Origin of the sequence: Enterobacteriaceae endosymbiont of Donacia provostii (genome assembly GCF_012570145.1) — a bacterium.
Taxonomy (GTDB): domain Bacteria; phylum Pseudomonadota; class Gammaproteobacteria; order Enterobacterales; family Enterobacteriaceae.
Window position 1 is genome coordinate 86,779 of the sequence record NZ_CP046206.1, and the last position, 13,540, is coordinate 100,318.

A 13,540-nucleotide genomic window follows, 5' to 3' on the forward strand; every position below is an offset into this window, starting at 1 on the left:
TATATAATAATTACATTATTAATTTTTATTTATTTAAAAATAAAGCATATATTTTTTGAAAATTAAAAAAATTTTTATTATTGAAAATAAATAAATTATTAATAATATTAGATATAATATAACTATTTATTTTAAAAAAAATACTCGATATGTTGAAAATATTTACATTTTCCCATTGTAGTTGAATAGTTTTAATTTTTGTTAATTCAGAGATTTTTAATTTTGCATAATCAAAATCTCCTAAATCATCAATTAAACCATATTTTAAAGCATCTTTACCAAGAAAAACCATACCATTAGCTATTTTTTTTATATTATTAATAGAAATATTTCTACCTTTAGAAACTATATTAATAAATTTGTTATATCCATTTTGGATGTTTAATTCTATTATTTTTTTTTCAATTATAGATAATTTATTACTTATAGGTATATCAAATCTATCAGATATACTAACACCATCTTTTTGAATACCTAATTTATTTAATAAATCACTAATATTATAAATTATACTAAATATTCCAATAGAACCAGTTATACTAGAAGAATCAGCAATTATAAAGTCTGCTGCAGTAGCAATCCAATATGCTCCTGATGCTGCTATTTTACCCATTATAACAACTATAGGTTTATGAACTTTTTTTAATAAAATTAATTCATCATAAATAGATTGTGCAGCTTGTATATCCCCTCCAGGACTATTAATTCTTAATATTAAACCTTTAATATTAGGGTCTGTATACACTTTATGTATTGCTTTAGTAATAATATCACTATTATTTTTACCATATATCATCATTCCATCTATTGTAATAACAGAAATATTATTTCTATGATTTTTAATTTTTTTATTTTTATCTACATTAGATTTAATGTAGTTATTAATATCAATTTTATTATATGTTTTTTGATTTTCATTAAAACCAAAAATTTTTATCATTTCTTTTTCAAATTCATTATTATTAGAAATTTGATCTATTAATTTATTTTCTAAGGCGAATAATGCTAAGTCTCCATTAGATTTTTTAAGAGAAATTAAAAAATCTTGATTTGTAGGAAAAATTTTTTGAAAAGTTAAATTTCGATTTAAAGATATAGTTGTTAAATAATCATACCAGATTTTATTAATTAACTGATTTAAAATTATTTTATTATTATTAGACATATGATTTTGTGTTATAGGTTCTACTGCAGATTTGTAATCTCCTATTCTAAATACATCAGTATTTATTTTAAGTTTTTGTAAAAAATCTTTTATAAAAAATTGTTTAAAACTTAAACCACGTAACTTAACATAACCATATGGTGATAAAAAAATTTTATTAGCAAAACTAGCTAAATAATATTGATCTTGATCGTATGCATCGGAAAATGCATATATTTTTTTACCTGTTGCTTTAAAATCATTTAAATACTTACCTATATAACGTAATATAGTTAAATCATGAATATTTACATTATGTAATTTTAATATAATTCCACTAATATTTTTATCTTGTTTGGCATAATTTATTGCTTGAACTATATTTAATATAGAATTATTATCTTTTTTTATGATTTTATTAAATAATTCTAATTTTTTATTTGTTTGGTAAAAACAATCACCAGTTAATTTTTCATTAAAATTAATTTCTAAAACTTGATTTTTTTTTTTTAAAATTTTATTGTTAATATTATGTTGATGATGAATATTATATATGTAATAACACAATAAAGACATTAATAATATAAAAATTATATTTATTATTAATATTCTAGTAAAATTAATTAATGACCATAGGTAATAAAAAAAAGATTTTACTAAATTAAATAATTTAATCATTTGTCACCTAATTTTTTTTAAGAAAATTTATTAAATAATTTTTAAATTTACCCAAATAGGAGCATGATCTGAAGGTTTAATTAAATTACGAATATTATATTCAATATCTGAATTAAGATAATATCTTATTAAAGATTTAGTAATTAAAATATTATCAATTCTTAATCCTTTATTTAGAAAAAAATTATTCGATCTATAATCAAACCAAGAAAATTTATTACTTGTAGAAGGATTCATTAATCTCCAAATATCAAATAGACCCCAATTAAGTAATTTATGAATATAGAACCTTTCCTCTGGCAAAAAAGAACATATTCCTTGTTTTAACCATATTTTACGATTTTTCTCTCCTATCCCAATATCTAAATTAGTAATACTAATATTAATATCTCCCATTACTATAATATGATGATTAGGATTTAATTTATTTTTTATAAAATAATATAATTTTTTTAAAAAATTAATTTTATAATTGAATTTAATATAATTAAATCTATTACCCCCTTGGGGGAAATAACAATTAATAATTTTTATATTACCAATAGAACTATCTAAATCAACCATTATTAATCTTTTTTGATTATTATAATTTTTTATAAATTTTTTTTGAATATTTAAAATTTTTTCTTTACTTAAAATTGCTACTCCAGAATATTGATTCTGTCCACATACATAAGAATTATATCCTAATTTTAATATTTTTTCTTTAGGAAATTTTTGATTATTTACTTTTATTTCTTGTAAACCAATTATATCAGGCTTATATTCTTGTATAAGTATTTTTAATTGATGTAAATGTGCTCTTATACCGTTAATATTAAAAGAAAAAATTTTCATAGAAATTTTAAAAATATTAAGTATATTTTATGGTTTAAATAATAAAAAACATTATTAAATACATAATTTTAAATCTATATTCTAAAATATGTAATAACTCTATAATTTATATATATATTTCAATTATATTTTATACTTTAAAAAGAAAATTTATTACATCACCATCTTGAATAATATAATTTTTACCTTCTATATTCATTTTACCAGATAATTTTGCTTTTGTTGCATTTTTATAAAAAATAAAATCATTATAATGAATAACTTGTGCTCTAATAAATCCTTTATAAATATCACTATGAATTTTTTTTGAAGCTTTTAAAGCAGTAGTTCCTTTTAAAATACTCCAAGATTTTGTTTCTTTTATACCTACAGTATAAAAAGTATGTAAATTTAATAATTTAAAACTTAAAACAATAATTTTTTTTAGATTTTTATTAAAAGATAATAAGTTTTGTGTTTTATCAAGATTTTTAATACACATTTTTAATGTTAAATAATGTTTCTTAAGAAGAAAGATTTCATTTAAAAAAATATTATTTTTATCTGTATTAATAATAATAAGTATTGGCTTAATTGTAAGCAATTTTAATTTTTTTAAAAAATTAATTTCTTCTATATTAAATTTTAATAAATTTAATAATTTTCCATTTTTTAAATGACACAAGCAAACATTTAATAAGGATTCAAATTTATTATTTTTATTTTTTTTATATATATGATTTTTTAATTTATAAATTATTTTTATATCAAATTGAATCAGTTCATTATTTATAATTTCAACATCTTTAACTGGATTAAATGATAAATTTAATATTTTTTTATCCTTAAAACAACGTAATACATGAATTATAGCATCAACTTCTGATATATTATTTAAAAATTGATTACCTAATCCTTCTCCTTTAGATGCTCCCTTAATTAAACCAGCAATATCTACAAAAGTTATTGTAGATTGAACAGTTTTTTTAGATTTAGTTAATTTAGATAAATAAAATAATCTATCATCAGGAACAGTTACTATACTTATATTTGGTTTAATTGTACAAAAAGGATAATTTAATGCATCGACATTAGAATTAGTTAATACATTAAACAATGTAGATTTACCAACATTAGGTAAACCTATTATACCACATTTTAATCCCATTATTTATCCTATAATTTTTTTAGTATGTAAAAATGTTACTGCTTGATTATAATTTTTTTTAACAAATATAAATAAAGCTTTAATACTATATTTAATAGCAAAATCAATATTTTTTTTTTCTATTTCTGTAGGATAACTTAATACAAAATTATTCATTAACATTTTATTTTTTGGATGACCTACACCTATACGTAATCTATAAAATAATGTACTATTAAATGTTTTAATAATATCATTAATACCGTTATGTCCTCCACTACTACCTCCATATTTAAATCGTATAATACCTGGTAAAAAATCTATATCATCATGAATAATTAAAATATTTGATAAATTAATTTTATAAAAATTAACAATAGTAAATATTGATTTTCCTGAATTATTAATAAAAGAATCTGGTAAAAATAAAATTATTTTATGATTATAAAAAGTTATATTACTAATATATCCATGAAACTTCTTAATTTTTTTAAATTTTTTATTAAATTTTTTAGCTAAATTAATAACATAATCAGAACCTACATTGTGACGAGTACCAAAAAATTTTTTATCTATATTATTTCCTAAACCTACAATAATTTTTATATTATTCAAATGCTTATCATCCTATTTATTTTATTTAAACATTATAGAAATAGATTCTTCATTACTAATTCTTCTAATTGCTTCAGATAACATGTATGATAACGTTAATACTCTAATTTTATTAATTTTTTTAATCTTTTTATTTAAAGGTATACTATCACATACAATAATTTCATCTATAACAGAATTAGAAATATTTTTAATAGCATCTCCAGAAAAAATAGGATGAGTAACATAAGCAAAAACTCTTGTAGCTCCATTATTTTTTAATGCTTTTGCAGCTTGACATAATGTACTAGCTGTATCGATAATATCATCTATTAAAATACAATCTCTTTTATTTACATCACCAATAATATTCATGACTTCTATTGTATTATTATTATGAGATCTTCTTTTATCTATAATAGCCATATCAGTACCGTTAAATAATTGTTTTGCAATAGATCTAGCACGAATTACACCTCCAATATCAGGAGAAATTATTATTGGATTATTATATATTTTTTTTGAAATATCTGCTAAAAATATAGAACTAGCGAAAACATTATCTACAGGAACATTAAAAAAACCTTGAATTTGTTCAGCATGTAAATCTACAGTTAAAATTCTATTAACACCTACTCTTGATAAAAAATCAGCTATTACTTTTGCAGTAATAGGAACTCTTGCAGAACGAATTCTTCTGTCTTGTCTTGCATATCCAAAATAGGGAATAACAGCTGTAATTCTTCCTGCAGAAGCTCTTTTAAAAGCATCTATCATAATAATTAATTCTATTAAATTATCGTTAGTAGGATTACATGTTGATTGAATAATAAAAATATCATGACCTCTTATATTTTCATTTATTTTAACAGATATTTCTCCATCACTAAATTTACCTACAAATATATTTCCTAAATTAATATATAAATGTTGAGCAATTTTAATAGCTAAATCTGGAATAGCATTTCCAGTAAATAATTTCATCTTAGTCACAAATAACCTTTATTTTAGAATTTAAAATATTATTATATAATAATATTTTCATTATTAATTTAAAATTACATTTTATAAATTAATTAAAATATTATAAAATATATATTATATATATATTTATACATAAAATAATAATATTTTTTATAAAAAAATTACTTAATCAAATATTTCTTTAATAATAAAGTACAATTTATGAATTCTTATATGATCAAAAAACTTAATCTTTTATATAAAAGATATAATTATTTAACTAATAAATTAAGTGATTATAAAACATATAATAATCACGATTCTTTACGTAATTTATCTACTGAATATTCAAAATTATCTAATATTATAAAACCATTTATAGAATGGAATAAATTAAAATTAGATTTAATAAATACAAAATCTTTACTCAAAGAAAAAGATAAAGATATACATTCAATGGTTTTAGAAGATATACAAAATATTCATATTAAACAAAAAAAATTGGAAAAAATATTATACAAATTACTTTTACCTAAAAATAAAAAAGATAATCGTAACTGTTTTGTAGAAATTAAATCTGGTTCTGGAGGAAATGAAGCATCAATATTTGTAAAAAATATTTCTAGAATGTATATTAGATATGCTGAATCTAAAAAATGGAAAATAGAAATAATACATATTAATTATAATGAATATGGTAATGGATTTAAAGAAATTATTCTTAAAATTAGTGGAATAGGAGTATATGGAAAATTAAAATTTGAATCTGGAGGACATAGAGTACAGAGAGTACCAGAAACAGAATCACAAGGGAGAGTTCATACTTCTACTTGTACTGTTGCTGTTATGCCTGAATTATCTAAAATAGAAATGCCTGAAATTAATATTCAAGATTTAAAAATTGATACATTTAGATCTTCAGGTGCTGGGGGACAACATGTTAATACTACAGATTCTGCTATACGTATTACTCATATTCCAACAAAAATAGTTGTTGAATGTCAAGATGAAAGATCGCAACATAAAAATAAAGCAAAAGCATTATCTGTATTAGCAGCTAGAATAAATTCTATGGAAATAGAAAAAAAAAATAAAGAAAATGCATTTAAAAAAAAAATATTATTAGGTACTGGAGAACGTTCAGATAGAAATAGAACATATAATTTTATTCAAAAAAGAGTTACTGATCATCGTATCAATTTAACTATTTATAAATTAAATGAAATCATGGATGGAAATTTAGATCTTTTGATAAAACCTATTATTTACAAAAAAAGTAATAAATTATAAATTATATAACATTATTTATGACTATTAATCAATTTTTAAAATATGCTTGTAATTTTTTAAAGAAAAATAAAATATTAAGTTATCAATTAGAAGCAGTATTGTTACTATCTTTTGTTTTAAATAAATCTAAAGTATGGATTTATAGTTTTAGTGAAAAAAAGATAGATAATTATAAATTTCAAATATTACAAAATTTATTATTACAAAGAATTAAAGGGAAACCTATAGCTTATATATTAGGTTTTTGTGAATTTTGGTCGTTAAAAATTTATGTATCACCTTATGTTTTAATACCTCGTAAAGAAACAGAAATTTTAGTAGATATTGTTTTACAAAAATTAAATAATAATATTCATAAAATATTAGATTTAGGAACTGGTAGTGGAGCAATTGCATTAGCAATTGCTTATGAACATAAGATTTTAGATATTACTGCTGTGGATTTTTCTAATCAAATTATTAATATTGCAAAAAATAATGCTAAAAAATTAAATATTAAAAATATTAAATTTCTAAAAAGTAATTGGTTCTCTAACTTAGAGAATAAAAAATTTGATATAATTATAAGTAATCCTCCATATATAAGTTATAAAGAATATTTTTTTTTAAAAAAACAATTAAAATTTGAACCTATAAAATCTCTAGTTTCTAGTAAAAACGGATTATATGATATAAATTATGTTATTTCTCATTCTTTAAAGTATTTAAATAATTATGGTTGGTTAATTTTAGAACATAGTTATACACAAGGATTTATAATTAAAAAAAAATTAGAAAATCAAAATTTTAAAAATATTAAACAATATTCTGATATACAAGGATATAATAGAGCAATATGTGGTCAAAAATATTTTTAAAATTATATTTTCTTATAATTTTTTTAATATATTTAACAAAAAAATTTTGATATTATTACATCATAATTTTTATTTTTATAAAAGTATAAAATGGAATACAATGATAATTTTAAAAAAATAGAAAAAAAAAAATTATTAAAAATAGATCATAGAATTATAGGTAAAAAATTAGATTTATATCATTTTCAAAATGAATCCCCAGGAATGGTTTTTTGGCATAATGATGGTTATATTATTTTTAAAAAATTAATAAAATTTTTACGTTTAAAATTAAATCAATATAATTATTTAGAAGTAAAAACTCCTATAATAACTGATATTTCTATTTGGAAAAAAACAGGGCATTGGGAAATTTATAAAAAAGCAATTTTTACAACTTCTTCAGAAAATAGAATTTATTGTATAAAACCTATGAATTGTCCTGCTCATATTCAAATTTTTAAACAAAAATTAAAATCATATAAAGATTTACCAGTAAGACTTGCTGAATTTGGTATTTGTCATAGAAATGAGTCATCTGGTTCTTTACATGGTTTAATGAGATTAAGAAATTTTACCCAAGACGATGCTCATATTTTTTGTACAAAAAATCAAGTAATTACAGAAATTAAAAATTGTATTAATATGATGTATGATATTTATCATGTTTTTGGTTTTAAAAAATTTTTTGTAAAACTATCTACTAGACCATTATATAAAATTGGAGAAGATAAACTTTGGGATCAAACAGAAAATCATTTATCATATATTTTAAAAAACATGAATATTCCCTTTGTATATCAAAAAGGAGAAGGTGCTTTTTATGGTCCTAAAATTGAATTTTCTTTTTTTGATTGTTTAAATAGAGAATGGCAATGTGGTACAATACAATTAGATTTAACATTACCTAAATGTTTAAAATTATTTTATATTAATAAAGAAAATAAACGAAGTACTCCTATAATGATACATAGAGCTATATTAGGTTCTTTAGAAAGATTTATAGGAATAATCATAGAAGAATTTTCAGGATATTTACCTATTTGGTTAGTTCCTATACAAATAATTATACTAAATATTAGTGAAAAACATATAAAATATGTTTTAAAAATATTTAAAATAATAAAAAAAAATAATATTCGTGTTAAATATGATATTCAAAATAAACAAATTTCTTTTAAAATTAGAAAATATACAATAAAACATATTCCATATATTGGAATATGTGGAGATAAAGAAGTAAAAAATAATCTTATCTCAGTAAGAGATTGTTTTGGTAAAGATTTGGGATTTATGAAAATTCATGATATTATTAAAAAAATTAATAAAAAAAATAATCATTTTTTTTATCAAAAGGGGGTAAAGTATTAAAGTTGGAAAAAAAATAGTACAATTATTACGACCTAATAAAATTAATAAAAATATTAGAAGTAAAATTGTAAGACTAATAGGATTAAATGGAGAACAAATAGGAATAATTAATCTTAAAGAAGCTTTAAAAAGAGCTGTAAATACTGGATTTGATTTAGTAGAAATTAGTCCTCATTCTACACCTCCTGTATGCCGTATAATGGATTATGGTAAATTTTTGTACACAAAAAATAAAGCTTCTAAAGAACAAAAAAAAAAACAAAAAATAATACATTTGAAAGAAATTAAATTTCGTCCAGGTACAGATATAGGTGATTATCATGTTAAGTTACGTAATATAATTCGTTTTATAAAAAACGGAGACAAAGTAAAAATTACATTAAGATTTAGAGGTAGAGAAATGATGCATACAAAATTAGGTTTTTCTATGCTTAAACGTATAAAAAATGATGTAGAAAATTTAGCTATGGTAGAATCATTTCCTTCAAAAATTGAAGGTAGACAAATTATAATGTTTTTAATACCCAAAAAATAGTAATGAAGAAAATTATGGTTTATACATGAATAAAATTAAAACAGTACGTAGTGTTGCTAAACGTTTTAAAAAAACAAGTAATGGTTTTTTTAAACATAAAAAGGCTAATTTAAGACATTTATTAACTAAAAAAAATAAAAAACTTAAAAGATCTTTAAGAAAGAAAAAAATTGTTTTTAAAGGAGATTCAAAATCTTTAAAGATTTGTTTACCTTATCTATAAAATAAATATATAACAAATAATTATTATAGGAACATATATGGTTAGAATTAAGCGAGGAGTTACTGCTAAAAAAAGACATAAAAAAATTTTAAAAAAAGCAAAAGGATATTATGGAGCAAGATCTAGATCTTACAGATCTGCATTTCAAGCAGTAATTAAATCAGGACAATATGCTTATAGAGACAGAAAACAAAAAAAAAGAAAATTTCGTCAATTATGGATTATGCAAATTAATGCAGCAGCACGTCAAAAAAATATTTCTTATAGTTATTTAATATATAAATTAAAAAAAAATAACATAAATATAAATAGAAAAATGTTAGCTAATATTGCAATATCAGAAAATTTAATTTTTAATAAATTAATTAATCATTCTTGTAATTAATATAATTAATTTTTATAAAATTTTAGTATTTTTATATTTTACATAAAATATATTAATGAGAATATAATGGTATTTAATGATATAGTTATAATAGTAAAAAAAGAAATTTCTAAAGTAAAAAATCTTAAAGATTTAAATATATTAAGAGTTAAGTATTTAGGTAAAAAAGGTTATATTACTAAGAAATTTATGTTAATTAAAAATTTTTCTAAAAAAGAAAGAATTAATAAAAGTTTTATTTATAATAAACAAAAAGAAGAAATAAAAAATATAATAATAAAACGTAAAAAAGAAATAGAAATAGAACAATATAACAATAATAAATTTTTAAATCAAAGTATTGATGTTTCATTACCAGGAAAATATATTCCACCCGGTACAGAACATCCTATTACGAGTATAATTTATGAAATAGAAAAATTTTTTCAAAATATTGGTTTTAAAATAATTACAGGACCAGAAATAGAAGATGTTTATCATAATTTTGACGCATTAAATATTTCAAAATATCATCCAACAAGAACAGAACAAGATACATTTTGGTTAGATAAAAATGTTTTATTACGTACTCAAACTTCTAATGTACAAATTAGAATTATGAAACATAATAAACCACCTATAAAAATATTAACTTCAGGAAAAGTATATCGTCATGATTATGACAGTAGTCATACCCCAATGTTTCATCAGGTAGAGGGATTATTTATTGATAAAAATGTTACTTTTATTGATTTAAAAAGCATATTAATTTTATTTTTAAATTTTTTCTTTGGAAAAAAATATAAAATACGTTTTAGACCTTCTTATTTTCCCTTTACAGAACCTTCTTTGGAAATAGATATATTTAATAATAAAAAAAAATGGATAGAAATTTTAGGAGCAGGTATAGTAAGTTCTTATGTTTTAAAAAATATTGGAATTAATCACAATAAATATTGTGGATTTGCATTTGGATTAGGTATAGAAAGATTAGCTATGTTACGTTATAATATAGATGATATCCGTCTTTTTTATGAAAATGATATACGTTTTCTTAAACAATTTAGATTTAATAAATTTTTATGATCAAATTTAGTGAATTATGGTTACGAGAATGGTTATCTTATAATAAAGATATTAACTCTTTATCAAAAAAAATAACAATGTTAGGATTTGAAATAGAAAAAATTGAATCTATTACTTATAAAAGTAATATGAAGAATTTGATTGAAGGTAAAATTATTAATTTTAATTTATATAAAAAAAATTCTAGAATTTATCAATTTAAAATTTTAACTAATGATGGACAATTGTTAAAAATATTTTCTAATATAAATTATTTTTATAAAAAAATGAAAATTATTTTAGCTACTAAAAATTCTTTTTTATATAAAAAATATATAAAAATACCCAAATATTTTTTTTTAAAAAAATCTGAAGGTTTTTTATGTACTCCTAAAATAATTAGTTTATATACAAAATATAATATTATTATTAATAATAATATTTTTCTCAATCAATATAAGAATAATAATAATTTTGTAAATCTATATGATAATCTTTTACATATAAATATTCCTACAAACAGAATTGATTGTTTAAGTATTTTAGGTTTGACAAGAGATTTATCTGTTATAAATAAAAATAAATTTTATATAAAATATAAAGATAATTTAATTCAAAATTCAGAAAAATATAAATTAAATATTTATTTTGAAAAAAATATAAAAAATATATTATATGAATATAATTATTGTATTATTAAAGATATTGATTTAACTAAACAAATTCCTTTCTTTATCAAAGAAAGATTATATCATGCAGGAATTAAGTTTATATCTAGTAATCCATTATTAAATATTCGTAATTATATAATTTTAGAATTAGGATATCCTATTCAATTTTATGATCTTGATAAAATTCAAGGTAATATTTATATAAAAAAATATCAAAAAAATAAATATTCTTTTTTTAATTTAAAAAATAAAAAAAATAGTTTTTTAGAAAAAAATAAATTATTAATGATTATAAATAATAGCAAAATAATATCTATACCAGGAATAATACAAAACAAAGATTTTTCTATAAAATTAAAAACTAAAAATATTTTAATAGAATGTTTATTTTTAAATCCTAAGTATATTAATCTTTTATTAAAAAATAATTGTTATATTAGTGATATTTATAATTTTCATAAAAATTCTTTAGACCCATTCATACAAAAAAAAGTACTTATAAGAAGTATTAATTTATTACAAAAAATATTTAGTGGAAAAAATAGCAGTATTTATACTATTAATATTAATAATATTAATTATTCAAGAAAAATAATTAATATATCATTCAAATATATATATAAAATTTTAGGTTTTTATATAAAAAAAAATATTATATTAAATATTTTAAATTTACTAGGTTTTACTATTTTAAATAGTACAATAAATAATTGTATTATTCAAATACCTAGTTGGAGATATGATATAAATATTACAGAAGATATCATAGAAGAAATTATACGTATATATGGATATAAGAATATTCCTTATCAAGTAAACATATCGCTTATTAAAAAAAATATCATACAAAAAAATAATTATATATCCACATATAGAAAAATTAATATTAAAAAATTTAAAGATATTTTAATTTATCAAGGATATCATGAAGTAATTAATTACAGTTTTGTTAATCCTAAAATACAATCTATTTTCTATCCTAATATAGAATGTATAAAGATTAAAAATCCATTAACAATTAAAACATCTGTAATGAGAAATTCTTTACTATATGGATTAATTAATAATATTATTTATAATCAAAAAAGACAACAACAAAATTTACGTTTTTTTGAATGTGGTTTATGTTTTTTTAAAAATTCTCAAAATAAAATAGGTATATCACAAAAATTAATGTTATCTGGAATAATTAACATAAATTCATTAGATTTTTATTGGAATAAAAAAAATCAACATATTGATTTTTATAATATTAAAGGTAATTTAGAATATATTTTAAATATTTTTTATAAAAATAATAACATAAAATTTTATCAACAAGATAAACATACAATATTACATCCTTATATAAATTCATCAATATATATTAATAATATATATATTGGATATATTGGAATGTTACATCCTAAATTAATTAGTTATTTTAATATAAATTATAATACTTTTTTTTTTGAATTATTTTGTGATCGTATTATGATTAATAATAGTTTTCATCTACAAAAAATAATTAATTACCCTATTAATAGGAGAGATATTTCTTTTCTTATAAAAGAAAATATTAACTTTGATTCTATTTTATTAGAATTAAAAAAATTAAAAATAGAAAGTTTAATAAAAATAAGAATTATAGATATATTTCAAGGTAATAATATACCAAAAAAATATAAAAATATTACTTTAAGTTTATTTATACAGGATAAATATCATACATTAAATGATATAGAAATTAATAATACTGTAAATAAATGTCTTTTAAAATTACAAAATAAATTTCATATTATTTTAAGAAAATAATATTAATTTTATTTAATAAAATTAATAATTTTTAATTTTATATTAAAAA

Annotated in this window: 13 protein-coding genes; 8 read left to right on the forward strand and 5 right to left on the reverse strand. The window is 18.7% G+C overall.

The genetic code is table 11. From position 1 onward, the window contains the following. Positions 1-25 precede the first annotated feature (25 nt). From sppA to GJT93_RS00480, 5 genes are all read right to left on the reverse strand, one after another. The gene (sppA, locus tag GJT93_RS00460; RefSeq protein WP_168821665.1) at positions 26-1,822 is read right to left on the reverse strand and encodes a signal peptide peptidase SppA; all 1,797 of its coding nucleotides are present in this window, start codon (positions 1,820-1,822) and stop codon (positions 26-28) included. Positions 1,823-1,852: 30 nt separating this feature from the next. Continuing rightward, entirely contained in the window at positions 1,853-2,659 is an 807-nt protein-coding gene (gene xthA, locus GJT93_RS00465) for an exodeoxyribonuclease III (protein WP_168821666.1), read from the reverse strand. Positions 2,660-2,789: 130 nt separating this feature from the next. Continuing rightward, positions 2,790-3,806, reverse strand: a complete 1,017-nt coding sequence (locus GJT93_RS00470; RefSeq protein ID WP_168821667.1) for a DUF933 domain-containing protein — start codon at positions 3,804-3,806, stop codon at positions 2,790-2,792. 3 nt (positions 3,807-3,809) lie between these two features. Beyond that, complete coding sequence (pth, locus tag GJT93_RS00475) at positions 3,810-4,400, reverse strand: aminoacyl-tRNA hydrolase (RefSeq protein WP_168821668.1); 591 nt, start codon at positions 4,398-4,400, stop codon at positions 3,810-3,812. A 21-nt stretch (positions 4,401-4,421) separates the two neighbouring features. Continuing rightward, complete coding sequence (locus GJT93_RS00480) at positions 4,422-5,372, reverse strand: ribose-phosphate pyrophosphokinase (RefSeq protein ID WP_168821669.1); 951 nt, start codon at positions 5,370-5,372, stop codon at positions 4,422-4,424. Between the two features lie 192 nt (positions 5,373-5,564). On the opposite strand from GJT93_RS00480, the gene prfA reads away from it, so the two are divergent. From prfA to pheT, 8 genes are all read left to right on the forward strand, one after another. After that, positions 5,565-6,632, forward strand: coding sequence for a peptide chain release factor 1 (gene prfA / locus GJT93_RS00485; RefSeq protein ID WP_168821670.1), 1,068 nt, complete (start codon positions 5,565-5,567; stop codon positions 6,630-6,632). Positions 6,633-6,649: 17 nt separating this feature from the next. Beyond that, on the forward strand, positions 6,650-7,489 hold the full coding sequence (gene prmC, locus GJT93_RS00490; RefSeq protein WP_168821671.1) for a peptide chain release factor N(5)-glutamine methyltransferase: 840 nt from the start codon (positions 6,650-6,652) through the stop codon (positions 7,487-7,489). 90 nt (positions 7,490-7,579) lie between these two features. Further along, complete coding sequence (gene thrS, locus GJT93_RS00495) at positions 7,580-8,839, forward strand: threonine--tRNA ligase (protein ID WP_168821672.1); 1,260 nt, start codon at positions 7,580-7,582, stop codon at positions 8,837-8,839. Continuing rightward, a complete protein-coding gene (gene infC, locus GJT93_RS00500) occupies positions 8,835-9,374 on the forward strand; it encodes a translation initiation factor IF-3 (RefSeq protein WP_168821977.1) in 540 nt (179 codons plus the stop codon). Before thrS ends, infC begins: the two co-directional genes overlap by 5 nt. 25 nt (positions 9,375-9,399) lie before the next feature. Beyond that, a complete protein-coding gene (rpmI, locus tag GJT93_RS00505) occupies positions 9,400-9,597 on the forward strand; it encodes a 50S ribosomal protein L35 (RefSeq protein WP_168821673.1) in 198 nt (65 codons plus the stop codon). Positions 9,598-9,634: 37 nt separating this feature from the next. After that, positions 9,635-9,982, forward strand: a complete 348-nt coding sequence (gene rplT, locus GJT93_RS00510; protein ID WP_168821674.1) for a 50S ribosomal protein L20 — start codon at positions 9,635-9,637, stop codon at positions 9,980-9,982. Positions 9,983-10,048: 66 nt separating this feature from the next. Then, positions 10,049-11,047, forward strand: a complete 999-nt coding sequence (gene pheS, locus GJT93_RS00515) for a phenylalanine--tRNA ligase subunit alpha (protein WP_168821675.1) — start codon at positions 10,049-10,051, stop codon at positions 11,045-11,047. Then, the gene (gene pheT / locus GJT93_RS00520) at positions 11,044-13,491 is read left to right on the forward strand and encodes a phenylalanine--tRNA ligase subunit beta (RefSeq protein WP_168821676.1); all 2,448 of its coding nucleotides are present in this window, start codon (positions 11,044-11,046) and stop codon (positions 13,489-13,491) included. The genes pheS and pheT overlap by 4 nt, the downstream gene beginning before the upstream one ends. Positions 13,492-13,540: the final 49 nt, after the last annotated feature.

Coding starts and splice junctions, on each gene's coding strand:
- sppA (WP_168821665.1), bottom strand. CDS start 1,822: ATGATTAAATTATTTAATTTAGTAAAATCTTTTTTTTATTACCTATGG.
- xthA (WP_168821666.1), bottom strand. CDS start 2,659: ATGAAAATTTTTTCTTTTAATATTAACGGTATAAGAGCACATTTACAT.
- GJT93_RS00470 (WP_168821667.1), bottom strand. CDS start 3,806: ATGGGATTAAAATGTGGTATAATAGGTTTACCTAATGTTGGTAAATCT.
- prfA (WP_168821670.1), top strand. CDS start 5,565: ATGAATTCTTATATGATCAAAAAACTTAATCTTTTATATAAAAGATAT.
- prmC (WP_168821671.1), top strand. CDS start 6,650: ATGACTATTAATCAATTTTTAAAATATGCTTGTAATTTTTTAAAGAAA.
- thrS (WP_168821672.1), top strand. CDS start 7,580: ATGGAATACAATGATAATTTTAAAAAAATAGAAAAAAAAAAATTATTA.
- rpmI (WP_168821673.1), top strand. CDS start 9,400: ATGAATAAAATTAAAACAGTACGTAGTGTTGCTAAACGTTTTAAAAAA.
- rplT (WP_168821674.1), top strand. CDS start 9,635: ATGGTTAGAATTAAGCGAGGAGTTACTGCTAAAAAAAGACATAAAAAA.
- pheS (WP_168821675.1), top strand. CDS start 10,049: ATGGTATTTAATGATATAGTTATAATAGTAAAAAAAGAAATTTCTAAA.
- pheT (WP_168821676.1), top strand. CDS start 11,044: ATGATCAAATTTAGTGAATTATGGTTACGAGAATGGTTATCTTATAAT.